This is a genomic window from Saccharomonospora glauca K62 (assembly GCF_000243395.2).
Lineage (GTDB): Bacteria > Actinomycetota > Actinomycetes > Mycobacteriales > Pseudonocardiaceae > Saccharomonospora > Saccharomonospora glauca.
In genome coordinates, this window is record NZ_CM001484.1 from 3,931,787 (window position 1) to 3,955,465 (window position 23,679).

Annotated in this window: 24 protein-coding genes and 1 pseudogene; 7 read left to right on the forward strand and 18 right to left on the reverse strand. The window is 69.3% G+C overall.

What is annotated here, in order from left to right; all coding sequences use genetic code 11:
* The first annotated feature begins 68 nt into the window (after positions 1-68).
* On the forward strand, positions 69-1,109 hold the full coding sequence (locus tag SACGLDRAFT_RS18280; RefSeq protein WP_005466425.1) for an ion channel: 1,041 nt from the start codon (positions 69-71) through the stop codon (positions 1,107-1,109).
* Here SACGLDRAFT_RS18280 and SACGLDRAFT_RS18285 read toward each other — a convergent pair.
* Positions 1,106-2,752, reverse strand: coding sequence for an AMP-binding protein (locus tag SACGLDRAFT_RS18285; protein WP_005466426.1), 1,647 nt, complete (start codon positions 2,750-2,752; stop codon positions 1,106-1,108). The genes SACGLDRAFT_RS18280 and SACGLDRAFT_RS18285 overlap by 4 nt on opposite strands.
* Positions 2,753-2,986: 234 nt before the next feature.
* Here SACGLDRAFT_RS18285 and SACGLDRAFT_RS18290 point away from each other — a divergent pair, with 234 nt between their 5' ends.
* A complete protein-coding gene (locus tag SACGLDRAFT_RS18290; protein WP_005466434.1) occupies positions 2,987-3,493 on the forward strand; it encodes an SRPBCC family protein in 507 nt (168 codons plus the stop codon).
* Positions 3,494-3,538: 45 nt separating this feature from the next.
* Positions 3,539-5,161, forward strand: coding sequence for a RecQ family ATP-dependent DNA helicase (locus SACGLDRAFT_RS18295; RefSeq protein ID WP_005466435.1), 1,623 nt, complete (start codon positions 3,539-3,541; stop codon positions 5,159-5,161).
* Here SACGLDRAFT_RS18295 and SACGLDRAFT_RS18300 read toward each other — a convergent pair.
* The 6 genes from SACGLDRAFT_RS18300 to SACGLDRAFT_RS18325 are packed head-to-tail and all read right to left on the reverse strand — an operon-like array spanning position 5,145 to position 9,913.
* Positions 5,145-5,963, reverse strand: a complete 819-nt coding sequence (locus tag SACGLDRAFT_RS18300; protein ID WP_005466436.1) for a metallophosphoesterase — start codon at positions 5,961-5,963, stop codon at positions 5,145-5,147. The genes SACGLDRAFT_RS18295 and SACGLDRAFT_RS18300 overlap by 17 nt on opposite strands.
* Before the next feature lie 37 nt (positions 5,964-6,000).
* A complete protein-coding gene (locus tag SACGLDRAFT_RS18305; protein ID WP_005466437.1) occupies positions 6,001-6,822 on the reverse strand; it encodes an HAD-IIA family hydrolase in 822 nt (273 codons plus the stop codon).
* Positions 6,823-6,833: 11 nt separating this feature from the next.
* Entirely contained in the window at positions 6,834-7,943 is a 1,110-nt protein-coding gene (locus SACGLDRAFT_RS18310; RefSeq protein WP_005466438.1) for a sulfate/molybdate ABC transporter ATP-binding protein, read from the reverse strand.
* On the reverse strand, positions 7,940-8,761 hold the full coding sequence (locus SACGLDRAFT_RS18315; RefSeq protein ID WP_005466439.1) for an ABC transporter permease: 822 nt from the start codon (positions 8,759-8,761) through the stop codon (positions 7,940-7,942). Before SACGLDRAFT_RS18315 ends, SACGLDRAFT_RS18310 begins: the two co-directional genes overlap by 4 nt.
* The gene (gene modA / locus SACGLDRAFT_RS18320; protein WP_005466440.1) at positions 8,745-9,494 is read right to left on the reverse strand and encodes a molybdate ABC transporter substrate-binding protein; all 750 of its coding nucleotides are present in this window, start codon (positions 9,492-9,494) and stop codon (positions 8,745-8,747) included. The genes SACGLDRAFT_RS18315 and modA overlap by 17 nt, the downstream gene beginning before the upstream one ends.
* Complete coding sequence (locus SACGLDRAFT_RS18325; RefSeq protein WP_040920166.1) at positions 9,491-9,913, reverse strand: TOBE domain-containing protein; 423 nt, start codon at positions 9,911-9,913, stop codon at positions 9,491-9,493. The genes modA and SACGLDRAFT_RS18325 overlap by 4 nt, the downstream gene beginning before the upstream one ends.
* Before the next feature lie 102 nt (positions 9,914-10,015).
* Here SACGLDRAFT_RS18325 and moaA point away from each other — a divergent pair, with 102 nt between their 5' ends.
* The 3 genes from moaA to SACGLDRAFT_RS18340 all read left to right on the forward strand — a co-directional run bounded on the left by moaA (position 10,016) and on the right by SACGLDRAFT_RS18340 (position 12,792).
* A complete protein-coding gene (gene moaA / locus SACGLDRAFT_RS18330; RefSeq protein WP_198283516.1) occupies positions 10,016-11,083 on the forward strand; it encodes a GTP 3',8-cyclase MoaA in 1,068 nt (355 codons plus the stop codon).
* A 44-nt stretch (positions 11,084-11,127) separates the two neighbouring features.
* Positions 11,128-11,439, forward strand: a complete 312-nt coding sequence (locus SACGLDRAFT_RS18335; protein ID WP_005466443.1) for a MoaD/ThiS family protein — start codon at positions 11,128-11,130, stop codon at positions 11,437-11,439.
* A gap of 678 nt (positions 11,440-12,117) precedes the next feature.
* Positions 12,118-12,792, forward strand: coding sequence for a LysM peptidoglycan-binding domain-containing protein (locus SACGLDRAFT_RS18340; protein ID WP_005466444.1), 675 nt, complete (start codon positions 12,118-12,120; stop codon positions 12,790-12,792).
* Between the two features lie 348 nt (positions 12,793-13,140).
* On the opposite strand, the gene SACGLDRAFT_RS18345 is transcribed toward SACGLDRAFT_RS18340, so the two are convergent.
* From SACGLDRAFT_RS18345 to SACGLDRAFT_RS18375, 6 genes and pseudogenes are all read right to left on the reverse strand, one after another.
* Positions 13,141-14,238, reverse strand: a complete 1,098-nt coding sequence (locus tag SACGLDRAFT_RS18345) for a polymorphic toxin type 44 domain-containing protein (RefSeq protein ID WP_005466445.1) — start codon at positions 14,236-14,238, stop codon at positions 13,141-13,143.
* Positions 14,239-14,245: 7 nt separating this feature from the next.
* On the reverse strand, positions 14,246-14,629 hold the full coding sequence (locus SACGLDRAFT_RS18350) for a hypothetical protein (RefSeq protein ID WP_005466446.1): 384 nt from the start codon (positions 14,627-14,629) through the stop codon (positions 14,246-14,248).
* Positions 14,630-14,849: 220 nt separating this feature from the next.
* Complete coding sequence (locus SACGLDRAFT_RS18355; RefSeq protein ID WP_005466447.1) at positions 14,850-15,827, reverse strand: molybdenum cofactor biosynthesis protein MoaE; 978 nt, start codon at positions 15,825-15,827, stop codon at positions 14,850-14,852.
* A gap of 263 nt (positions 15,828-16,090) precedes the next feature.
* Positions 16,091-16,564: pseudogene (gene moaC, locus SACGLDRAFT_RS18365) on the reverse strand (cyclic pyranopterin monophosphate synthase MoaC); the annotation flags it as partial.
* Positions 16,561-17,961: an NAD-dependent malic enzyme gene (locus tag SACGLDRAFT_RS18370; RefSeq protein WP_005466449.1), complete on the reverse strand. Its 1,401-nt coding sequence runs from the start codon at positions 17,959-17,961 to the stop codon at positions 16,561-16,563. The pseudogene moaC and the gene SACGLDRAFT_RS18370, both read right to left, overlap by 4 nt.
* A 109-nt stretch (positions 17,962-18,070) precedes the next feature.
* A complete protein-coding gene (locus SACGLDRAFT_RS18375) occupies positions 18,071-18,265 on the reverse strand; it encodes a hypothetical protein (RefSeq protein WP_085978113.1) in 195 nt (64 codons plus the stop codon).
* Between the two features lie 65 nt (positions 18,266-18,330).
* Between SACGLDRAFT_RS18375 and SACGLDRAFT_RS18380 the strand changes: the two genes are divergently transcribed.
* The gene (locus tag SACGLDRAFT_RS18380) at positions 18,331-20,583 is read left to right on the forward strand and encodes a helicase-associated domain-containing protein (protein ID WP_005466451.1); all 2,253 of its coding nucleotides are present in this window, start codon (positions 18,331-18,333) and stop codon (positions 20,581-20,583) included.
* 88 nt (positions 20,584-20,671) lie between these two features.
* Here the strand turns inward: SACGLDRAFT_RS18380 and SACGLDRAFT_RS18385 are convergent, their stop codons facing one another.
* The 5 genes from SACGLDRAFT_RS18385 to SACGLDRAFT_RS18405 form a co-directional block, all read right to left on the reverse strand.
* Positions 20,672-21,241, reverse strand: a complete 570-nt coding sequence (locus tag SACGLDRAFT_RS18385) for a DUF742 domain-containing protein (RefSeq protein ID WP_005466453.1) — start codon at positions 21,239-21,241, stop codon at positions 20,672-20,674.
* A complete protein-coding gene (locus tag SACGLDRAFT_RS18390) occupies positions 21,234-21,653 on the reverse strand; it encodes a roadblock/LC7 domain-containing protein (protein ID WP_005466454.1) in 420 nt (139 codons plus the stop codon). The genes SACGLDRAFT_RS18385 and SACGLDRAFT_RS18390 overlap by 8 nt, the downstream gene beginning before the upstream one ends.
* Positions 21,654-21,764: 111 nt before the next feature.
* Complete coding sequence (locus SACGLDRAFT_RS18395) at positions 21,765-22,373, reverse strand: GTP-binding protein (protein ID WP_040919276.1); 609 nt, start codon at positions 22,371-22,373, stop codon at positions 21,765-21,767.
* Positions 22,354-23,124, reverse strand: a complete 771-nt coding sequence (locus SACGLDRAFT_RS18400; protein ID WP_005466456.1) for a DUF742 domain-containing protein — start codon at positions 23,122-23,124, stop codon at positions 22,354-22,356. Before SACGLDRAFT_RS18400 ends, SACGLDRAFT_RS18395 begins: the two co-directional genes overlap by 20 nt.
* Before the next feature lie 98 nt (positions 23,125-23,222).
* Complete coding sequence (locus SACGLDRAFT_RS18405; protein ID WP_005441445.1) at positions 23,223-23,678, reverse strand: roadblock/LC7 domain-containing protein; 456 nt, start codon at positions 23,676-23,678, stop codon at positions 23,223-23,225.
* Position 23,679: the final 1 nt, after the last annotated feature.

The window sequence follows — 23,679 nt, forward strand, 5'->3', positions numbered from 1 at the left end:
CGTATCGGACGAAGAACGCGGACTGCTAGAAATCAGACGGTAACTCTTGGTGACTACCGGAGGCGGTCTTGCCGTTCTTCTTGGCCCGGCTGCTGGCGCGGCTCACGATGCTCACCTCGTGGATCACCCCGGTGGCCGTGGTGACGTTCGTGTTCTTCACGAGCTGGCCCCTGATGGCGCTGGCCGAGCCGGACGACAGTGAACTCGTCCGGCCCGAAAACTACTGGTGGTACTTCGTGGTGACCGCCTCGACCGTGGGCTACGGCGATTTCCATCCCGAGACGGCCGCGGGCCGCGTGGTGGGTGGCTACGTGATCCTCGGTGGCATCGCGGCACTCACGACGGTGTTCACGAAACTGGCTTCGGTGCTGGAGAAGGCGAAGGGACAGCGGATGCAGGGCTCGGTCACCGTGGACGCGTCCGACCACACGGTGCTCCTCGGTTACACGCCGGGACGGACGGAGCGCATCGTCGCGGAACTGCTCGTCGACAACGGTGGCAGTGACGACCGCGAGCTGGTGCTCTGCGCCTGGGACGAGGTGGGCAACCACCCGATGCCGGGTGAGGCGGTGACGTTCGTGCGCGGAGACCTCACGGACGCCGCCGTGCTCCGGCGAGCCGGCGTGCATCGGGCCCGCACCGTGCTGGTGGACGTCCGCGACGACAACGAGGCCCTCGCCGTCACGCTGGCCGTCTCCCACGTGACCGCCGAAGCCCACGTCGTGGTCACGCTGCGGGACATGGAGCGCTCGTCGCTGCTCGGTTACGTGGACGGGAACATCCACCCCGTGCAGTGGCACACCCCGCGCATGATCACCGAGGAACTCCAGTCGCCCGGCATCGGCGAGGTCTACGCCGACCTGATGACGCACGGCGGTGCCAACACCTACTCGGTGACGTTGCCCGACACGGTGGGCACGGTGTCGGTGGAACGGTGTCGCACGGTCCTCGGCAGGCAGTACAACGCGACCCTGCTGGCGGCGCGCACAGGCGACACGCTCGACGTCAACCCCCACTGGGACACGAAGTTGGAGCCCGGCTCGGTGCTGTACTACATCAGCGCCGAACCCCTGTCCGAGCGCCAGCTCGAACGCGCGTTGCGGAGCTAGGACACCCCGCCGTCGAGGCCGAGCAGCTCCACGGCCCGCTCCCGCATCTCCACCTTGCGAATCTTGCCGGTGACGGTCATGGGGAACTCGTCCACGACGTGCACGTAGCGCGGGATCTTGTAGTGGGCGAGCTTGCCGGTGCAGAACTCGCGCAGACTCTCCGCGGTGAGAGGCTCGGCGCCGTCGCGCATGCGTACCCACGCCATGAGTTCCTCGCCGTACTTGGGGTCGGGCACGCCGATCACCTGCGCGTCGAGGATGTCCGGGTGGGTGTAGAGGAACTCCTCGATCTCGCGGGGGTAGATGTTCTCGCCACCCCGGATCACCATGTCCTTGATCCGGCCGGTGATGGTGACGTAGCCGTCGTCGTCCATCACCGCGAGGTCGCCGGTGTGCATCCAGCGGGCGGCGTCGATGACCTCGGCCGTCTTCTCGGGCTGTTCCCAGTAACCGAGCATCACGGAGTACCCGCGCGTGCAGAGCTCGCCGGGCGTACCGCGGGGCACGGTGAGCCCCGTCGCGGGATCGACGATCTTCACTTCGAGGTGCGGGCCCACCTTGCCGACGGTGGACACCCGGCGTTCGAGGGAGTCGTCCGCCCTGGTCTGCGTGGACACGGGAGAGGTCTCCGTCATGCCGTAGCAGATCGACACCTCCGCCATGCCCATGCGCTCGATGACCTGCTTCATCACCTCCACCGGGCACGGCGAGCCCGCCATGATGCCGGTGCGCAGGCTGGTGAGGTCGTAGTCCTCGAAGTCGGGGTCGGCGAGCTCGGCGATGAACATCGTCGGCACGCCGTACAACGACGTGCAGCGTTCGGCCTGCACGGCCTCAAGAGTCTTCTTCGGATCGAACGCGGGCGCGGGAATCACCATGCAGGCCCCGTGCGACGTGGCGGCGAGATTGCCCATCACCATGCCGAAACAGTGGTAGAAGGGCACCGGTATGCAGATCCGGTCCTCCTCGGTGTAGCCGCACAACTCCCCGACAAAGAAACCGTTGTTGAGGATGTTGTGGTGGCTCAGCGTGGCACCCTTGGGGAATCCGGTGGTGCCGGACGTGTACTGGATGTTGATCGGGTCGTCGGCACCCAGTTCGGCCCTGACCCTCGCCAACTCGGCCGGGTCGGCGGCCCTTCCCGTGGTAAGCAGCGAGTTCCAGTCGTCGCCACCGATCAGCACGACATCTGTCAGCGAGGCGCAGCGGGGCCTCACCTCGCGGATCATTCCCGCGTAGTCGGAGGTCTTGAACCGTTCCGCGGAGACGAGGGTGGAGACCCCGGCCTGGTTCAGCACGTATTCGAGTTCGTGCGACCGGTACGCGGGGTTGATGTTGACGAGGATCGCACCGATCTTCGCCGAGGCGTACTGGAGCAGTGTCCACTCGGGACAGTTCGGTGACCAGATGCCCACCCGGTCGCCCTTTTTCACGCCCCTGGCGAGCAGTCCGAGGGCGAGGGCGTCGACGTCGGCGACGAACTCGCGGTAGGTCCAGCGCCGCCCGGTGGCGTGGTCGACGAGGGCGTCGCGTTCGGGATACGCCCGAGCGGTGCGATCGAGGTTGTCGCCGATGGTGTCCCCGAGCAACGGAACCTCCGCGAGACCGGACGAGTAGCTCGGGACGGCGGGCGGGGTCGACATGGTGCCTCCTCGACGGCGAAGCGACAGCAGGAGCGAGTGTACGGAGAGCCACGTCACAAAAGCCATCCCCGCGCGAGAGCGAAAGCGCGGCACAATGACGAGGTGCGAGCGATACCGAACGTGTCCGATTCGATGCCGTCCGAGTTTCGGCCGGGGCTCGGCGACGGCGAACTCGCACCGGTGGCGCTTCCGCCACTCGGCAGGAAAACCGTGTCGATTCGCTGAGGAGCTCGCATGGAGGCCGCGTGTGAGATCGTCGTCGAGACCACCCCGGAACGGCTGTGGGAGCTGGTGAGCGACATCGAGACTCCCACCCGGTTCAGTCCCGAACTGCAGCGCGTGCGCTGGCTCGACGGCGTCACCGGGCCGAAGCCGGGAGCGCGGTTCGAGGGCCACAACCGCAACGACATCCTCGGTGAGTGGCGCACCGTGTCGCACGTCGTCGCCTTCGACCCGCCGAGGGTGTTCTCGTGGGCGGTCGTGGACCCCGACGGCCGGTTCGGCGACCACGACGCCGACCCGGCCAAACCGATAGCGACCTGGCGCTTCGAACTCCAACCGCGGGACGGTGGCGTCCTGCTGCGGCACGGCGTACGACTCGGGCCCGCCCGCTCGGGCATGACGAAGGTGATCGAGGCGAGGCCGGAGAAGAAGGACGAGATCATCGGGCGTCGCCTCGCCGACCTGCGCACCGCCATGGAGGCCACGCTGCGAGGCATCAAGGAGCTGGCGGAAGGCTGACCCGCCCGCGGTTTCCGGCCTCCCCACGCGGGAACCCGATCGGGCGTGTCCCACGAAACCGACCGCCTGGAGCACGTCGCCGAGTCGTCGTTCGGCTGGTCGCTCAAACCCGAACAACTGGCCGCGATGGAGCCTCTCCTTCACGGCCACGACGTGCTCGCGGTAATGCCCACCGGCTCCGGCAAGTCCGCCGTCTACCAGGTGCCCACGGTGTTGCTCGCCGGCCCGACGGTGGTGGTGTCACCGCTGCTGGCCCTGCAACGCGATCAGGTCGAGCACCTCGACGACGCCGACGTCCCGGACGCCGTGGCCGTGAACTCCGCCCAACCCAGTGGCGCACAACGGCGGGCGTGGCGGTCGGTGCGCGACGGCGACGCGGAATACCTCTTCCTCTCCCCCGAGCAACTCGCGAAGGAGGAGACGCTCGCCGAACTACGCGAGGCACGGCCCACCCTGGTGGTGGTGGACGAGGCCCACTGCGTGTCCGACTGGGGCCACGACTTCCGCCCCGACTACCTGCGGTTGCGCCACGCCGTCGACCGCATGGGGCGCCCACCGCTGCTCGCGCTGACGGCCACGGCGGGTGGCCCGGTGCGCGACGACATCGTCGAGCACCTCGGTATGCGCGATCCGGTTCGGATCGTGACGGGATTCGACCGGCCGAACCTGCACCTCGCCGCGACGCGGGTCACCGACGACGACCGGCGTCGTGAGCTCGTGTGCGCGTGGGTGTCCGACGCCGCGAAGCCCGGTCTCGTCTACACGCCCACCCGCGCCGACGCCGAGACGTTCGCCGACGCGCTCGCCGAAGGCGGAGTCCGGGCGACGGCGTTCCACGCGGGCATGTCGGCGAAGGACCGCAGGCGGGCGCAGAACGCGTTCATGGACGACGAGGTCGAAGTCGTGGTCGCGACGTCGGCGTTCGGCATGGGCATCGACAAACCCGACGTGCGGTTCGTCGTGCACACCGCTCCCACCGACTCCCTGGACTCCTACTACCAGCAGATCGGGCGTGCCGGGCGGGACGGCGAACGCGCCGACGCCCTGCTGGTGCACCGGCCGGAGGACTACCGACTGCAACGCTTCCTCACCTCGCGTTCCCTCGACGTGGACAAGGTGGGCGAGGTCGCGGAGACGGTGCGCGAACACGACGGAGCACCGAATCCCACGGAGATCGACGACGCGGTCGAGCAGTCCCACCGCAGCGCCATGAACAGCCTCAACCTGCTGGAGGAGGCCGAGGTCGTGGTGCCCGACGAGCGCGGTGGCTTTGCCTGCCGAGGCGGCGAGGACCCTCGGGAAGCCGTGGAGCGGGAGTTCGAGCGGCAACGGCAGCTCGACCGCTCGCGGATCGAGGTGCTGCGCCAGTACGCGCAGACCCGGTCGTGCCGACGACAGTTCCTGCTCGGCTACTTCGGCGAGGCCCTCGACGAACCCTGCGGGTTCTGCGACACGTGCGAGCGGGGCAGCGCGCGGAAGCACGCGCCGCCGCAGGACGAGGACACCGAGTTCGGCGTCGACACGCCGGTCCGCCACACCGAGTGGGGTCGTGGTGTCGTGGTGAACCACGAGGCGGACCGGCTCACGGTGCTGTTCGACGAGGTCGGTTACCGCACCTTGTCGCTGGTCGCCGTGCGCGAGAACGACCTGCTCACTCCGGATCGTTGAGTGGCCGGTAGGGCAGTTCCACGACGAGACACGGGCCACCGGCGAACAGGCCCGCGTCGATACCGAGCACCTTCCCGCCCGCGTAGAGGTGGGGAGCGTCGAGCTCGACGGGATGCACGCCGACCTGGTCGGCGATGACGCTGTGGCCGTGGACCACGCGCTTCCCACCGAGCTGCGACAACAACTCCTCGGCCGCCTCGACACCCTCCGGCCCCCGAAACGCGAACCGCGTCGTCATCCGACGCCACACGTCCCACCACGAGGCGAGGTCGTCGCCGGTGAGGATCTCGCGGACGGTCTCGTTGATCTCCTCGACCGTCTCTCCCCAGTCGAGGTAGTCGAGGGTGTCGGAGTGCACCAACAGGTGATCGGCGGCCAACGCCACGACCGGGCGCGACGTCAGCCACTCGATGTGCTCGTCGGTGAGCGCGTCCTGGTCGGCCAGCTGTCCGCCGTTGACGGCCCAGCTCCGCGCGAAGCTACGCCCGACACCGCCCGCGTCGGTGGGCACCGGCGTGTCACCGAAGCGGTGCATGCCGAGCAGCAGGATCTCGTGGTTGCCGAGCAGGCTCTCGACGAACCCGCCCGACGACGGCGCCTGCCGTTGCAGCGACCGCACCAGGTCGATGGCACCGACCCCGTCGGGTCCCCGGTCCACGAAGTCCCCGAGGAACCACAGGTGGGCGTCCGCGCCGATCCAGTTGTCGCCGTCATCGACGAGCCCGGCGTCGCTCAAGGCCTCGGCCAGCTCGTCCCGGTGGCCGTGGACATCGCCGACCACGAACGTGGGATGGTCCTTCACGCCCCGACGATAAGCCCACCTCGTCAGGGTCCGGGGATCAGCCCGCCCGGAACGGGTCGGCGGTGCGGCCGACCAGATCGGCGATGGAGTCGACGACCATGGTCGGACGGAACGGGTACCGCTCGGCCGATTCCCGTGTCGAGATACCGCTGAGCACCAGCACCGTGTGCAGTCCCGCCTCGATGCCCGAGTGGATGTCGGTGTCCATGCGGTCACCGATCATGACCGTGTGCTCGCTGTGCGCGCCGAGGGCCCGCAGCGCCGAGCGCATCATCAGCGGGTTGGGCTTGCCGACGTAGTACGGCGACATGCCGGTCGCCCGCTCGATCAACGCCGCCACGGAGCCGGTCGCGGGGAGCACGCCCTCCCGGCTGGGGCCGGTCGGGTCCGGATTGGTGGCGATGAACCGCGCTCCCTGCTCGATGAGCCGGATGGCCCTAGTTATGGCGGTGAAGCTGTAGGTCCTCGTCTCGCCGAGCACGACGTAGTCGGGGTCCACGTCGGTGAGCACGTAGCCCGCCTCGTGCAACGCGGTGGTCAACCCCGCCTCCCCGATCACGAACGCCGAGCCGTTCGGGCGCTGGTCGCTCAGGAACCGGGCGGTGGCCAGGGCGGAGGTCCAGATGGCGTCCTCGGGCACGTCCAGGCCGGTGTGCGCCAGGCGAGCCCGCAAATCCCGCGGGGTGTAGATCGAATTGTTGGTCAGCACGAGGAACCGCGACCCGTTCGCCTTCAACTCGGCGAGGAACTCGTCGGCTCCGGGCACGAGGTGTTCCTCGTGCACCAGCACGCCATCCATGTCGGTGAGGTAGTTCCACTGCGGCTGCTCGGTCGGCTGCTCGGTCGGCTGCTCGGTCATGGTGTCCTAGCCTATTGCCTGCGTCGCCCCTCGTTCGGTGTTCGCGGAGCCGCGTGAACGGAAACCGCCGCCGCCTTGACCGCCAGCCGCACGGGAGTTCCGGGTTCGAGCGCGAGATCGGCCACCGACGCGGGGGTGAGGTCGGCGCTGAGGCCCTCGCGAGTGCGCACCCGCACTACGGGCCCGTGTGGTTCCAGGGCCGTCACCACGGCGTCGACGACGTTGCGGGGAGAACCGACCACCGCGGCGTCCCGAGGATGAACGGCCACCGCGCCGGGGTCGAATACCGCCACCGCCGCGTCGCCGTCGGCGAGATCGCGAGCCGGCATCCCGTGGAACAGCAGCCCGCTCTCCGTCCGAACCGCCGCCCCGGCCCCGGTGCGCTCGGCCACCCCGGCCACCAGGTTCACCCCGGCCAGGCGCGCGGCGAACGCCGTCCGCGGTGACGCGAGCACCTCACGGGTCGGTCCCCGCTCGACGATGTGCCCGTCGGCCAGCACGGCCACGTGGTCGGAGAGGGTGAGCGCGTCCAACGGGTCGTGCGTGACCAACACCGTGGTGAGCTTCCGCCCGCCGTCCCGCAGGACCCGCCGCAACACCCCGCGCACGGCCGGGGCCGCGTCGACGTCGAGCGCGGCCAGCGGCTCGTCCAGCAACAACAGGTCGGGCTCTCCCGCGAGTGCCCTCGCGATGGCGACCCGCTGCGCCTGGCCACCGGAGAGCGCGGCCGGCGTGCGGTCGGCGAGGTCACTCGCGTCCACCTCCGCAAGCCAGCGCCGCGCCACGTCACGGGCCTCGGCCTTGGGGACCCCGCGCGCCCGCGGCGAGAAAGCCACGTTGTCCAGCACGGACAGGTGGGGAAACAGCAGGGCCCGCTGTTCGAGCAGCCCCACCCCGCGCCGATGCGCGGGCACGTGGACGGCGTCGTCGTCGAGTACGCGCTCCCCCAACGTGACGTACGCGCGCTGCGCTCGCACGAGCCCGGCCAGACACGCGAGCACCGTGGACTTCCCCGCGCCGTTCGGCCCGAGGACGGCCAGCACGCCGCCGTCGGGCACGTCCAGCGACACGGACAGCGCGAACTCCGCCCTGCGCAGCACCAGTTCGGCGTGCAGGGTCACGACCGCACCCCCTCCAACGCCTTCGGCCGCGCCACCACGATGACCACGACCGCGACCACCACCAGCAACAACGACAACGCCACCGCGCTGTCGACGTCGGCCTCCGCCTGGTGGTAGATCTCCACGGGCAACGTCCGCGTGATGCCCTCCAGGCTGCCCGCGAACGTGATCGTGGCGCCGAACTCGCCGAGCGCGCGGGCGAAGCAGAGCACGGCCCCCGAGCCGAGGGACGGCAGCAACAGGGGCACGGTGACCCGGCGGAACACGGTCCACGGCCGGGCGCCCAGCGTGGCCGCCACCCGCTCGTAGCGGTCCCCCGACGCCCGCAGGGCACCTTCCAGGCTCACCACGAGGAACGGCATAGCCACAAAGGTCTGCGCGATCACCACGGCGGACGTCGTGAACGGCACTCGCACCCCGGCCACCACGTCGAGCACGTAGCCGAGCAACCCGTTACGTCCCAGCAGGAACAGCAGGGCGAGGCCGCCGACCACGGGCGGCAGCACCAGGGGCAACAACACCACCGCGCGCAGGAACCGCACGGCGCGCGCCGTCGAGCGGGCGAGCACCACGGCCAGCGGCACGCCCAGTACGACGCACAGCAGCGTGGACGTCACCGCCGTGATCAGCGACAGGCGCAGCGCGTTCCCGGAGGCCGCGGAGCCGAGCAGCTCGGGCAGCCGAGCGAGATCGATGCGCACCACCAGTCCCACGACCGGCAGCACGACCAGCGCCAACGCCACCACGGCGGGCACCCACAGCACCCGCGGCACCCCCGCGGACACGACACGGGAGCGCCGGTCACCGCGGGAGCCCAAACCCGGCCTCCCGCAACGATCGACCGCCCTCCTCGGAGAGCACGAGGTCGACGAACCGCCGCGCCAGGGACGGCTCACCCGCGTCGGCGAGCACCGCGACGGGGTAGGTGTTGACCACCTCGGCCGCCTCGGGGAACTCCACCGCCTCGACGCGCTCCGACGCGGCGGTGTCGGTGACGTACACCAGTCCGGCGTCGGCCTCGCCGACCTCCACCTTCGTCAGCACCGACCGCACATCGGCCTCCTCGCTGGCGGGCCGCAACGTCACCCCGGCGAGCCGTTGCACCTGCTTCGCCGCCGCTCCGCACGGCACGGAGGGCGCGCACACCACGACGGTGAGGTCGGGGGCGACGAGATCGGCGAGCCCCGTGACGTTCGCGGGATTGCCGGGCGGCACCGCGATGGTGAGGGTGTTCGTGGCGAACGGGACGGCGGGGCCCTCCAGCAGCCCGTCCTCGGCCAGGCGAGCCATCGGCTCGGTGTCGGCCGAGGCGAACACGTCCGCAGGGGCTCCCTCGGCGATCTGCTGGGCCAATCGGGACGAGCCCGCGAAGTTCAGCCGCACGTCGACACCGTCGTGGGTCCGCTCGAAACGGTGTTCCAGCTCGGTGAACACGTCCGTCAGCGACGCCGCCGCGAACACCGTGAGCACCCGCTCTCCCCCGCCTCCGCACGCGGTGGCCGACGTCGTGAGGAGGACCGCGGCCATCACCGCCACCGCCCCGCGCCTCATCCGGCCGTCCCCCACGCGGAGGGCACGGCCGGGGTCTCGACGATCACCTGAGTCGCCTTGACCACGGCGACGGCCATCACCCCCGGCCGCAACCCGAGCTCGGCCACGGCCTCGGAACTCATCAGGGAGACGATCCGGTTCGGCCCGCACTGGAGTTCCACCTTGGCCATCACCGCGTCGGTGGTCACGTCGGTGACGAGCCCGACGAAACGGTTCCTCGCCGACCGCGCCACCCCGGTGGGGTCCGGTGAGGAGTCGGCGTTCCTCCGGGCGAACGCGGCGAGTTCCGCGCCGTCGAGAACCTTGCGACCCGCGGCGTCGACGTACTCGGTCAGCAGCCCGGCCTTGACCCAGCGACGCACGGTGTCGTCACTGACCCCCAACAGCCGAGCGGCCTCCGCGATCCGAAATTGCGGCACGAAAACGACCATAATGCCGCGTCTGCGGACACGACAGTCCTCGCGGAGAAAGCTTCCGTGTTCGCGGCCACCTTTTTCGCCGAAACCGGCACTAGGCTGGGAATGGTGACGGGAGTGGATCTCGGCATCCCCAGGGTGCCCGCCTCACGCACGGCCCCCGACCGGCCGCGCCCGAACGACCCTGCACTGATCGACAGCTTCGGCAGGGTCGCCACCGACCTGCGCGTGTCCGTCACCGACAGGTGCAACCTCCGTTGCACGTACTGTATGCCCGCCGAGGGGCTCGACTGGATGCCGAACGAGAAGATCCTCACCGACGACGAACTCGTCCGGCTGGTCGACATCGCCGTGCGGCTCCTCGGTGTCACCGACGTCCGGCTCACCGGCGGGGAACCGCTCCTGCGGCCTCACCTCGAAGACCTCGTCGCCAGGATGGCCGCGCTGCGCCCCCGCCCCCGGCTCGCGATGACCACCAACGGAATCGGCTTCGCCAAACGCGCTCAGGCGTTCGCGGAGGCGGGTCTCGACCGCGTCAACATCTCCCTCGACACCATCAACCGCGAGACCTTCGCCCGGCTGGCGCGCCGGGACCGGCTCCGTCATGTGCTCGACGCCCTCGCCGCCGCCCGTGACGCGGGCCTCGAACCCGTCAAGATCAACGCGGTGCTCATGCGCGGCATCAACGACCACGAGGCCGTCGACCTGCTGCGTTTCGCCTTGGACGGCGGCTATCACCTGCGCTTCATCGAGCAGATGCCGCTCGACGCCCAGCACGGCTGGAGCCGAGCCGGCATGATCACCGCCGACGAGATCGTCGAGCTGTTGAGCACCGAGTTCACCCTCACGCCCAGCCCCACGGAACGAGGCGGTGCCCCCGCCGAACGGTGGCTGGTGAACGGCGGCCCGGCGGAGGTCGGCATCATCCCGTCGGTCACCCGCCCGTTCTGCGCGGCGTGCGAGCGGACCCGGCTGACCGCGGACGGCGCCGTGCGCTCGTGCTTGTTCAGCACCACGGAGACGGACCTGCGCGGCCTGCTCCGCGAGGGCGCCGACGACGAACGGATCGCCGATGCGTGGCGCGAGGCGATGTGGGGCAAACTCGCGGGGCACGAGATCAACGAGGCAGGTTTCGCGCAGCCGATCCGGCCCATGAGCGCGATCGGCGGGTGACAGCCACGCCGCCCACCTCGGCGGAAGTGACGAAGGAGTGGTCCATGAACACAGCAGACACCGGCGACGTGATCGAGACCTCTCAGCCGGCCGACCGGCACACGCTGACGGTGCGGGTCCGGTACTTCGCCTCGGCACGCGCGGCTGTGGGTGTGGACAGCGAATTGGTCCAGCTACCACCCTCGGCGTCCGTGGCCGACGCCGTCGAACACCTGCGGACGACGCATCCCGAACGCCTCCCGCGCATCCTGGACGCCGCGAGCTTCTTGCTCGACGGCGTCGCCATACGTGATCTCGACCGCCCCTTGCCCGACGGCGCGGAGCTCGACGTCCTTCCTCCTTTCGCGGGAGGCTGACGGTCCCCGACTCCCGGCCCGGAGCCGGGGCCTCACCCACTTCCCGACGGGCGTGCCCGGAGCTCGCCGCACGCCGTTCCCGTCGTGCCCTCGGCCCGACGCGACCCGCCCGCGAGGCGGTCCGGAAAGGACCGTGGCGCGGCGCGAGTTCGACGCGGCGGGTATGGACCATGGGGATACGATCTGCCCGATCTGTCCTTTTTCGCAACTCCTGACGACTCCTCCACCCCCGCGAGAGGAAGCCCGGGCACCCCTCGTATGCCACTGCCACAAACGGAGCAAGGGGGTCTAGACCGGGGTGACCCAGACCTCACTTTGGGTGAAATATTTCAGAAGAGAAACGGACTTATAACAAGCCTCTGATCAGGGAAAATACCACAATCGCAAAAGGTTGCCTGCTGTTACTGTGGGCTAGCTCACCCCAACAAAGATTTCCGATCACGCTCGTCGTTACGTACCGTCGCATTCCGGTTGGCCCCGAACCGACCGACGACCGGGATTCCGTTGCGCCGAGCCCAGTCCGGCGGAACCCGGAAAACCGAAACCCCGAGCAACAGAACTTCTCGGACTGGGACGGGAAGGAGCCGGCATCCCCCGGTGCCGGTTGCCGGTCGAGACCGATCGGCCAGGCGCAGCCTGCCTTGCGATCTCGTAGGTGCGGAAGTCGAACGAGTCAACATGGCTTATCGAGGCAAACACCGCAAACCCTCCACCGCGTCCCGCAATCTCGCCCGCGTCGCCGTCGCCGGCATCGCCGTCGGCGCACCGCTGACGATCGCGGCGAGCCCCGCCCAGGCGGATAGCGTGAACTGGGATGCCATCGCCGAGTGCGAAAGCGGTGGCGACTGGAGCATCAACACCGGAAACGGCTACTACGGCGGTCTTCAGTTCAGCCTCAGCACCTGGCAGGCGTACGGCGGCACGGGTATGCCGCACGAGGCGTCCCGTGAGCAGCAGATCGCCATCGCGGAGCGAGTCCTGGAGGGCCAGGGCATCGGCGCGTGGCCGGTGTGCGGCTCCAGGGGCTACTCCGGCGCCAGCTACGAGGGCACCAACACCGAAGGCGCCGCCCCGAGCAGCGACAACGGCAGCTCGGCCGGCCAGACCACGCAGGACAGCAGCGACTCCGCCCCCGCCGCGACGCCCGAGCCGTCGGCCGCGCCGACCACCCCGACCGGCATCGCGAAGTCGAACCCCGACGGCGACTACATCGTCAAGAAGGGCGACACCCTCAGCGAGATCGCGCAGGAGAAGAACATCGAGGGTGGGTACCAGAAGCTCGTCGAGCTGAACGACGGCTACATCTCCAACCCCGACTACATCGTGGTGGGCCAGAAGATCGCCACCAAGTGACCTGCGCGGTCACCCGCACCCCGAGTTCGACCGTGGGTGCTGTCGAAGGTCCCACCGCTATCCCCCGGGCGGTGGGGCCTTCGCACCCCGCGGAGGGACAACCACACAGCGAGGCCACGGACCACCCACCCGTGGTATGCCGGGACCACCGGGCGACGGCCGAGCAGCCACCCAACCGCTGCCCGGAACGTCCGTTTCGGAGAGTTCCTCGGACGATCCCCCACGCAACGGGACGCGTCCGGCGAGCGAGGGCGGAATCGGCACGGACGGACCTCCACCGAGCCGCGGCAGCGGCGAGTGGCGCCCGCCCGTGGGTTCGTGGCCGGAACGTCCCGGCGCCCTCGTCGGTCAGGACGTGGCGCCCCGCGTCGGTTTCCAGGGCTTGACCTGATCGACGCCCTTGGCCTCCATCTCGTCCACCATCTTCATGATTTCCTGGTGGAACTGTTCCTGCGTCAAATTCTCACCGTACTTCTTGTAGAGCTCGATGCCCGCTCGCATGGTGATCTGATCGCCGGGATCGTCCCGACCGAACGGACCGAAATTCAGCGACCCGGCCTGCATGAGCAGATCCTCGTCGATTCCGGCCGCCATTCCGACATAGCCGTAGTGGATGTTGGACCAGGCGTCGTAACTCAGACTCCGCCCCTTGGGATCGCCGGGAATCTTGAACATGTATTCGTTGGCGGTCTCCAGACCGAACTTGTCCTCCAGGATCGGTTTGTGGTCCCAATCCGAGTCGGCCTTGACCTTGTTGAAGAAGTCGAGCAGCGCCTCGGGAGTGCTGTACCAGTTCTCGGTGTTCTCCCGCATGTTCTTGATGTCCTCGCCGCGGACGTTCCTCATCATCTCCTCGAACATGAACTTCTCGGCGTCCGAGAAGCGGCCTTCGCTGATCTTGGCCTCGGCGTCGGCGAGCGAGGTGTAGGTGGGCGCGTTGAAATCGTGCTCCTCGTTGACGTTCCGGGCGAGCGCGGCGGCCGCGCTGTCGTCCGCCTCGGTGGCGGCGACCCTGGCCCGCTCGATCTCCTTGGAGATCCTTTCGATCTCCTCTTCGTTCCACCAGTCCGAGCCGGGAATCCAGCTGTCCGCCTCGACCTCCCCCGTGGGACTCACTTTCAGGCCGAGCTTGGGAGCTTCCACCTCCGCGATCTCGCGCAGCCGATCGCGTGCCCTGCGAATCGCGTCGCACGCCTCCCGGAGAATGTCGCGAATTCCGGTGGCCTCGGCGATGGCGTCGGTGAATTCCTTCGCCGTCTCGTCGATGAACGAGATCGCGGTCTCCGCAGCGGGCCCGCTCCACCCGCTGTTCCGCGTGGCCCTGACCACCGACTCGTCCATGTCCTCGGACAGCGTCTTGAGTTTGGTTATCTGCTCCGTCCACGCCTCGACCGCGGCATCGAGCTTGTCCACCGGAGCGTTGTACACGGATTCGTAGGACAGCACGGTTTCCTCACTCGAAGTACTCGGAGATCTCGGCCATGCTCAGCTCGGTCTCGGCGTCGGTCTTCTCGTACTCACCGGCCGCGGCCGCCAACGAGCCCTCGATGTGGGCACAGGCCTGAGCGAGCGTGTCGATCTGCGACTGCCATGTCCGGAAGGCCTTCTCCAAGGCCCCGCCGAGGTCGAAGTTCTCGCCCTTCAACGCCGCGGCGGCCGCGTTCGTGTAGTCCTCGGCGTGCACCCCGTCCTTGAGCGTGCGCTCCTGGATGTCGCCCGCCGCCTCGGCGATCTGTTTCAACACGCCGGGTTCCACCGTGAACCCGTCCCCGCCCGAAATTCTCGGCGCATCACTGCCCGAACCCGGATTCAACCGTTCGTTGATACTGGGCCCCATGTCCCCCACCTTCTCCACTCACCCCGAGCCCACACCGTGAACACATTCCGGACCCGAAGGCCTCACACTCGGTGTTCACCCACCACGAAAGAATGACGAGGCATGAACTGGTGAACAAGCAGCCGATCGGACTACTCGTCCGGACGACGGGACGCCTCGCCGGGCGCTGAGACGAAAACCCGTCGACCGAGCAGCAACGGCACCGACCACCGGCCGGCCGTCAGGGCGAGTTGACCCACTCGTCGGTGCCGTCGTCGAACCACTGGTGCTTCCACACCGGAAGCCGTGCCTTCACCTCGTCGACGAGGTCGGAGCAGGTGGCGAACGCCTCCGCACGGTGATCGGCAGCCACCGCGCAAGCGAGCGCGACGTCGCCGATCTCCAACGTGCCGAGTCGGTGGCTCACCGCCACGGCCCGCACCCCGCTTCGGTGCGCCACGACGTCCGCCACGACCCGCGCCAACACGTCCCCCGCCGTGGGGTGGCCCTCGTAGTGCAGGGACGTCACGGTGCGTCCGTTGTCGTGGTCGCGTACCACGCCGCCGAAGGTCACCACGGCACCCGCTCCGGCGTCGGCCACCAGGCGCGCGTGCTCCTCGACCGAGAGTTCCTCCTCGGTGACGTGAGCGAGGGCGACCCTGGCCTGACCGCCGTCGCCGTTCGGGTCGGCGGTGACCGGGTCGGACGCGGCCTCCGGCTGGTCCAGCACGTGGGCCACCGGCTGGTGGTGGTCCCCACCGGCGATCTGGTCCAGCGCGTGCTCCAGCACCTCGGCGAGCACACCCAGCCCGTCGTTCACCCCGCCCTTGGAACCGGGCAGGTTCACCACGAGCGTGCGGCCCGCGACCCCCGCGAGCCCTCGGGACAGCATCGCCGTGGGAACGGTGTCCCGTCCCGCCGCGCGGATGGCGTCGGCGAGACCGGGAAGCTCGAAGTCGAGGACTTCCGCCGTGGCCTCCGGCGTCCGGTCGGTGGGCGAGATCCCGGTGCCTCCCGTGGTGACGACCAGGTCCACGTCCTCGGCAAGACACGCGCGAAGTGCCTCCGCGACGGGTTCCCCGTCCTCCACCACCAGCGGCTCCGGCACGTCGAACGAACGCTTTTCGAGCCACTCTTTAATGAGGGGGCCCGTGCGGTCGGGGTAGACCCCCGCGGCCGCCCGGTTGGACGCCACGATCACCCGTGCCGTGCGGTTCATGCGTCCTCCTGTGTCTTGCGGGACACCCGCACCCGGTCGGCCCCCGCAACCGCCTCCTCATCCTCGGCCGCGCGGGCCTCCTGTGTCTTGCGGGACACCCGCACCCGGTCGGCCCCCGCAACCGCCTCCTCATCCTCGGCCGCGCGGGCCTCCTGTGTCTTGCGGGACACCCGCACCCGGTCGGCCCCCGCAACCGCCTCCCCATCCTCGGCCGCGCGGGCCTCCTGTGTCTTGCGGGACACCCGCACCCGGTCGGCCTCGCGGGCGTCGTCACGCCGCCAGGAACCGGACTTCCCGCCCTCCTTGCGCACCAACCTCACGTCGTCGAGCGCCGCCGCCGGGTCTACGGCCTTGATCATGTCGTGCAGGGCGAGCCCCGCGACGGCGACGGCGGTCAGCGCCTCCATCTCGACGCCGGTGCGATCACTCGTCCGGGCGGTGGCGGTGATGTCCACGCTGTCGGCCCCGAGCTCGAAATCGACATCCACCTTGGTCAGGGCGATCTGGTGACACAACGGGATCAGCTCGGAGGTCCGCTTGGCTCCCATGATCCCCGCGATGCGGGCCGTGGCCAGCGCGTCACCTTTGGGTAACCCGCCTTCCGCCAACAGGCCGAGCACCTCGGCGGTCGTCCGCACCGTGCCACGGGCCACCGCGGTACGCGCGGTGACCTCCTTGGCCGAGACGTCGACCATCCGCACCGCACCCGAGTCGTCGAGGTGGCTCAGTTCACTCACGACTCCGAGACTACTTCGTCCTTCCTCGCCGCGGCCTTGACCGCCTCGGCCACCGCCGGAGCCACGGCGGTGTCGAACACACTGGGCACGATGTAGGAGGCGTTCAGCCGGTCGTCCACGACGTCGGCGATCGCGTCGGCAGCGGCCAACAGCATGTCGTCGTCGATCTTGTGGGCCTGGGCGTCGAGCAGCCCGCGGAACACGCCGGGGAACGCCAACACGTTGTTGATCTGGTTCGGATAGTCGCTGCGTCCCGTGGCCACAACGGCGGCGTGCCGCTGCGCCTCCAGCGGGTCGATCTCCGGGTCCGGGTTGGCGAGCGCGAAGACGATCGGGTCGTCGGCCATCGTGGCCACCTGCTCGGCGCCGAAGAGGTTGGGCGCGGAGACGCCGATGAACACGTCGGCCCCCACCAGCGCGTCGTGCAGCGACCCGGTCATCCGCTTCGCGTTCGTGTGCTCCGCGATCCAACGCAGGTTGTCGTCGAGGCCGGGGCGCTGCGGGTGCACGATGCCGTCGATGTCCACCGCGACGATGTCGGCGGGAGCCTTACGCAGCAGCAGGCGAATGATGGCCGACCCGGCCGCGCCGACACCGCTGATCACGATGCGGCACTGCTCGATGGACTTATTCACCACGCGCAGCGCGTTCCGCAGCGCGGCCACCACGACGATGGCGGTGCCGTGCTGGTCGTCGTGGAAGACGGGGATGTCGAGCTGTTCCCTCAGCCGACTCTCGATCTCGAAGCACCGCGGCGCGGCGATGTCCTCCAGGTTGATGCCCGCGTACACCGGGGCGAGGGCCTTGACCGTCCTGATGATCTCTTCGGTGTCCTGGGTGTCCAGACACACCGGCCACGCGTCGACGTCGGCGAACTTCTTGAACAGCGCCGCCTTGCCCTCCATCACGGGCAGGGCCGCCGCCGGCCCGATGTTGCCGAGCCCCAGCACGGCCGAGCCGTCGGTGACCACGGCCACCGTGTTGCGCTTGATGGTCAGCCTGCGCGCGTCGTCGGGGTTGGCGGCGATGGCCTGGCAGACACGGGCGACACCCGGCGTGTAGGCACGGGAGAGGTCGTCGCGGTTGCGGAGAGCGATCTTCGGGGTGATCTGGAGCTTGCCACCGAGGTGCATGAGGAACGTGCGGTCGGACACCTTCCGCACGTGCACACCGGCCAGTGAATCGAGGGCCTTGGTGATGTCATCGGCGTGGTCGGCCGACGAGACGTTGGCCGTGATGTCGACGACGATGGCGTCCGGGTGCGACTCGACGATGTCGAAGGCCGTCAGAACGCCACCCACCCGGCCGACGGCCGTGGTGAGGTCGCCGGCCGTGCTCGCCGACGGCGGGGCCTCCAGTCGCACGGTGATCGAGTAACCGGGACCGGGAACGGGCATGGGCTTACCCCCGCATCAATGACTGGCGCTGGATTCGGGGGAAAAGCCTAGCTCCATGGCCGAGACCACATTCGGCTGGATGGGTGACTCACCAGTAACGACGAGCCGACTACGCCGACTTGTTGATCTCGGTCTCCGGGTGGACGTAAGGCACGGACTCCAGGGGGAAGGTCACTTCGCCGAACGGGGACAGCGCGCCCTGCCGGTCCGCCGCGAGCTCGGTGACCGGATGCTCGACGTCCGGCCATTCCGGGTCGATCCGGTGCCGCTTACGGTTGTCGGCCTTACCCACGTCGTCCTCCATACACTCGACCAAACGACTGACCATAGTGTGCCCGATGGCGCGCGTCGGGGGATATCGTGGTGACGATGCCCGCTCTTTCGCTCGCGGAGTGGCTGCGTTCCCTGCCCGACGACGCCCTCGCCGATCTCTTGCGCGCACGGCGCGATCTGGCTACTCCTCCGCCCGCGAACTCCGACGTCCTCGCCACCCGTGCCGCCACGCCCGGCTCGGTCGCCAGAGCCTGCGAGAACCTCGACAACGCGACGCTCGCCGTGTTCGAGACCCTGCTCGTGCTCGGGGCGGACGAGACCCCCGTGGACAGCGCCCGCCTCGGTGAGTTGCTCGCCGTCGTCCCCCCGCATGCGCTCGACCGGCTGCGGTCGCTGGCGCTCGCGTGGGGCCCCGACGACGCCGTCTCCGTGCACGCCGCCGCACGCGACGTGTTCGGCCCGTTCCCGGCGGGGCTGGGCGCCTCGTCGGCCGAACTCGCAGAACTCGGGCCGCGGGAGCTGGAGGAGCGACTCGCCGCCGTCGGGGAGGACGAGCGAGCCCTGTTGACCACGTTGTCCTCCGGACCTCCGATCGGACGCACTCGCGACGCCGCCGCGGACGTGCCGTTGGACTCGGCCACCACGCCGGTACAGAAGCTGCTGGCCCGAGGTCTGCTCGTGCGCCGGGACTCCCAGACCGTGGAGCTTCCCCGGCAGGTCGGCCTGGCGCTTCGCGACGGCGTCGCCTTCGACGAGGCCGCGTTGACCGAACCGGAACTGCCCGTGGCGACACACGAACAGTCCGAAGTAGACTTCGCGGCCGCCGGGGAGGCCCTGGAGTTCCTCCGGCACACCGAAACGCTGCTGCGGGCGTGGTCCGATCAGCCGCCGCCCGTGTTGAAGTCGGGCGGCCTCGGGATACGGGAGCTACGGCGGCTCGCCCGCGACCTCGACCTCGACGAGCGGCGCGCCACCCTGCTGGTGGAACTCGTCGTCGGGGCGGGCCTGGTCGCCAACGACGAGGAGGCCTCGCCGGAGTGGGTTCCCACCACGCTGACCGACTCGTGGTTGTCGATGCCGTCCTCGGGGCGCTGGCTGGTGCTCGCACAGGCGTGGTTGGACCTGCCTCGCATGCCGGGGCTCGCGGGCAGCCGGGACGCCCGCGACAAGACCGTGACCCCGCTGTCGGAGGATCTGCGCAGGCCACTCGCGCCCGTGATGCGGCGACGCGTGCTGGACACGCTCGCCGAGCTTTCCGCCGGAACCGGGGTGACGGCCGTCGACGACCTCGTCGCGCTGCTGGCCTGGAGAGCACCTCGCAAGGGCGGGCGGACCCGCGACGCGGTCGTACGCGACACGATGGCCGAGGCCACCGCGCTCGGCGTCGTCGCCCTGGGCGCGCTCACCACGGCCGGTGGCGCCCTCCTCGCCGGGGACCAGCACGGCGCGGCGGCGGCCATGGCCGACGCGTTGCCGAAACCGGTGGATCACGTTCTCGTGCAGGCCGATCTCACCGTCGTCGCCCCCGGACCTTTGGAGCCCGACCTCGCCCGCCAGATCGAGGCGGTCGCCGACGTCGAATCGGCCGGACACGCCACGATGTACCGCGTCAGCGAGGCCTCGGTACGCCGGGCGCTGGACAGCGGGCGGACCGCCGACGAACTGCACGAGCTCTTCCGCACCCGGTCGCGGACGCCGGTTCCGCAGTCGTTGTCGTACCTCATCGACGACGTCGCGCGCAGGCACGGCAGACTGCGCGGCGGTGTCGCGGCGGCGTTCCTGCGCTGTGACGACGAGGTGCTGCTGTCCGAGGTGCTGAGCACTCAGGCGGCCACCGAGCTGGAACTGCGCCGGATCGCTCCCACGGTGGTGGTCAGCCCGTATCCGTTGGCCGAGGTCCTGGAGGCCCTGCGCGCCGCCGGGTTCGCCCCCGCCGCCGAGGGACCGGACGGACGCGTGGTCGACCTCCGGCCAAGTGGGAGACGGATCCCCGCCCGTAGCCGTCAGACCCGGCGTACCGAGCCGACCCGCACCGGCCCCATCCCGGAGGAACAACTCACCGCCGTGGTGGCCCACGTACGAGCCGGTGACAAGGCGGCCCGCAGCCGTAAGGGTTCCGTGGTGCGGCTGCCCGCGGGTGGCGGGGCCGACACCTCGGCCACCATGTCGTTGTTGTCACGGGCCGCCCACGAGCAACGCGAGGTGTGGATCGGAATCGTGGACTCCCACGGCATCGCCACCCAACGAGTCCTCACCCCGGTGCGGGTGGGGGCCGGGATGTTGGAGACGGCCACCGGCGAGCGCTATCCCCTGCACCGCATCACGTCGGCCGCGCTCGTGGAGGACTGAGGGCACCTGCGGCCCGGCCGTTCGCGTACACGAGCCGCGGACACGCGTACGCAGCCTGCGGACACGTGTGCGGGAAGTGCGGACACGGTCACAGGGAGCGCAGGCCGTTCAGGATGCGCTCCATGAAGTCGTGGGAGTCCCGGTCGGCCAGGACGAAGCCCGGACGCTGGATCTCCACCGCCCGCGCCTCGGACAAGTCGTCCACCAACACCTTCACCACGCCGAGGGGAAGGCGGGCGAACGCCGCGATCTCGGCCACCGAGTGCACGTCCACGCACAGGTCGCAGATGAACCGCTGCTCCGGCGAGACCACGCCCTCGTAACGCCTGCCGCTCTCGGTGGTCATCACCAGCGCTTCCAGCGCGAGTTCCTTGGCGGGTTTGGTGCGACCACCGGTGCGCGCGTAGGGGCGCACCAGCGAACGGTGGGTGAAGTGCGGCGGGGCGGGCGCCGTCCGAGGACGCGACGGAACGCCCGCCGACCGGCGGGCGTTCCCCGCGAAACCTGCGGCCCCACCCTGACCGGACTGCTGCCGCACCCGTTTGGTGAGCTGCGTGACGCCGGAGACGCTGCTCAGGTCGAACTTGCTGGGGTGGTCGAACCCCTCTCTGTCGGTGGGCTTGTTCAGAGCCTCCCACTCGTCCACGCCGCTACCCACGGACGCCGCCCGAAAGCTGCGCCCGCAATTCGGGGGTGAGCTGCTGACCGACCCGGTCGACGAGCAACGTCATCTCGTAGGCGACCGTGCCGATGTCGGCGCCGGGTGACGCCAGCACGGCCAGACACGAGCCGTCACTGATCGACATGAGGAACAGGTACCCGTTCTCCATCTCGACCACGGTCTGGTTCACCGTACCGCCGTCGAAACACCGGGCCGCGCCGTGTGTCAGTGACACAAGCCCGGAGGCCACTGCGGACAGTTGCTCCGCACGAGCCGTGGGCAGCCCCTGCGAATGCGCGAGTAGTAGCCCGTCGGCCGACACCACCACGGCGTGCGCCGCCCCCGGCACCCGACGTACGAAGTCGGTGATGAGCCAGCCGAAGCTGCCCTGGTGGGCTGATGCGGTCACTGTCCCTCCTAGCCTCCCGCACGCTGTAGCGGCAAGACTATTAGCCAGGTCAATCCTGTCGAGCCCGTTTCCCCCGACCGCCAGGCTCAATCACGCCAGTGGCCCAACGCATCACCCCGCACGCAATGCCGTGTCGTGAGCGATGGCGTGTTGGACGATGGAGATGAGCACCTGCTTGGCCGATTCCCGGTCGCGAGCGTCACAAGCCATGATCGGCACGGAAGGCGAAATGGTCAACGCGTGTCGAACGTCTTCGATCTGGTGGTGCAAAAGCCGGTCGAAGCAGTTGATCGCCACGATGTACGGCAGTTTGCGGTTCTCGAAGAAGTCGATCGACGGGAAGGCGTCGGCGAGCCTTCTGGTGTCGACCAGCACCACGGCCCCGATGGCGCCGTAGGCGAGGTCGTCCCACATGAACCAGAAGCGGTGCTGCCCCGGAGTACCGAAGATGTAGAGCACCAGGTCGGAATCCAACGTGATCCGACCGAAGTCCATCGCGACCGTGGTGGTCATCTTGTTCGGCGTCTGCGACAAGTCGTCGACCGAGACACTCGCTTCGGTCATGGACGCCTCGGTGGTCAAGGGGTCGATCTCCGACACCGCTCCCACGAGCGTTGTCTTGCCGACACCGAAACCACCGGCGACCACGATCTTGGCCGACTGGGTCGGGCCTGACGTCGCCGGCGTGGCAGCGGACACGTCAAATTCTCCGAAGCCCACTGAGAACCCTTTCCATGAACTCGATACTGGGCCGGTCTCCCGTCCTGGTGGAGGACGCGGAGTGCACTAGCACTAGGCCGAGACCGGCAACGTCACCAACGAGGATTCGCACGACACCGAGTGGCATCTTGAGCAACGCGGCCACCTCGGCCACCGACCTGGTGTCGAGGCACAGCCCGCAGATGGAACGGTGCTCGGGCACACGCACCTTTTCCAATCGCCTGCCCCGCTCGCTGGTCGAGATGAGGGCCTCGATGGCCAGGTCGTAGTCCGGCTTCGTCCGTCCCCTGGTGCGGAAGTACGGACGGACGAGCCCCGACGACTCCTCCACCTCCTCGGGCTCGACGTCGCGGTAGTGGCGGGGTGTCGGGGAAGGTGACACCCCGCCGGACATCGGACCCGGATCGTACCCACCCGTGTCGTAGGCGGAGCTCCGATAGCCGGTGTCGTACGACGAGTCCTCGGTGCGGGGGAACCCGCCGCCGCCCATCCCGTACAGCTCGGCGCCGGGCCCCGACAACAGCGAGGAATGCCCGTAGTCGGAGAGGTCGAAGTCCGCCGGTCCCGGAGAGTCGAGGCCTCCGGAGCGCAGCCACTCCCCCGTGTCGAGAGGGTCGTCGACCCTCCGCGAGGGACGACGTCCGCGGCCACCACGGCCGCCGAACGCCACGTCCTCCGGTTCACTCGGCCAGCCCCCAGTCGCGCGGTCCCTGTCGAGCCGTCGATCACCTCGTGAGTGCCCCGAATCCACGGCGGTCTCCTCAGTGTTTCGTCACCGAACTGCGTTGTCTCACCGAACTACGTTGTTGCAAACGTTGTGTTTCGCGGGTGTTTCCCTCTGCCGAGCGGCTACCGGCGCGAGCCCTGCAACTGGGCCCGCAGCTCCGGTGTCATCTGCTGCCCCACCCGGTCGACCAGCAAGGTCATCTCGTAGACGACGAGGCCGATGTCGCTGTCGGGGGCGCCGAGCACCGCGAGGCAGGAGCCGTCGGACACCGACATGAGGAACAAGAAACCGTTCGCCATCTCCACGACGGTCTGTGCCACGGGACCGCCCTCGAACACCTGCGCGGCTCCCCGCGCCAGGCTCGTGAGCCCCGATGCCACGGCGGCGAGCTGGTCGGCTCGGTCCTTGGGCAAGCCGCGCGAAGCCGCCAACAGCAGCCCGTCCGCGGACACGACCACGGCGTGGGCGGCACCGGGAACCCGGTGCACAAAGTCGGTGATGAGCCAAGCGAAGCTGCCTTGCTGTCCGGAGTTGCCCTTTTTCGGCGCACCCGGATGCGCTGAACCCGCGCGTGTCAAC

Bases quoted from the DNA above. Each gene is read 5' to 3' on its own strand.
- SACGLDRAFT_RS18285 (WP_005466426.1), bottom strand. From the start codon at position 2,752: ATGTCGACCCCGCCCGCCGTCCCGAGCTACTCGTCCGGTCTCGCGGAG.
- SACGLDRAFT_RS18290 (WP_005466434.1), top strand. From the start codon at position 2,987: ATGGAGGCCGCGTGTGAGATCGTCGTCGAGACCACCCCGGAACGGCTG.
- SACGLDRAFT_RS18305 (WP_005466437.1), bottom strand. From the start codon at position 6,822: ATGACCGAGCAGCCGACCGAGCAGCCGACCGAGCAGCCGCAGTGGAAC.
- modA (WP_005466440.1), bottom strand. From the start codon at position 9,494: ATGAGGCGCGGGGCGGTGGCGGTGATGGCCGCGGTCCTCCTCACGACG.
- moaA (WP_198283516.1), top strand. From the start codon at position 10,016: ATGGTGACGGGAGTGGATCTCGGCATCCCCAGGGTGCCCGCCTCACGC.
- SACGLDRAFT_RS18335 (WP_005466443.1), top strand. From the start codon at position 11,128: ATGAACACAGCAGACACCGGCGACGTGATCGAGACCTCTCAGCCGGCC.
- SACGLDRAFT_RS18340 (WP_005466444.1), top strand. From the start codon at position 12,118: ATGGCTTATCGAGGCAAACACCGCAAACCCTCCACCGCGTCCCGCAAT.
- SACGLDRAFT_RS18350 (WP_005466446.1), bottom strand. From the start codon at position 14,629: ATGGGGCCCAGTATCAACGAACGGTTGAATCCGGGTTCGGGCAGTGAT.
- SACGLDRAFT_RS18355 (WP_005466447.1), bottom strand. From the start codon at position 15,827: ATGAACCGCACGGCACGGGTGATCGTGGCGTCCAACCGGGCGGCCGCG.
- SACGLDRAFT_RS18370 (WP_005466449.1), bottom strand. From the start codon at position 17,961: ATGCCCGTTCCCGGTCCCGGTTACTCGATCACCGTGCGACTGGAGGCC.
- SACGLDRAFT_RS18375 (WP_085978113.1), bottom strand. From the start codon at position 18,265: ATGGAGGACGACGTGGGTAAGGCCGACAACCGTAAGCGGCACCGGATC.
- SACGLDRAFT_RS18380 (WP_005466451.1), top strand. From the start codon at position 18,331: ATGCCCGCTCTTTCGCTCGCGGAGTGGCTGCGTTCCCTGCCCGACGAC.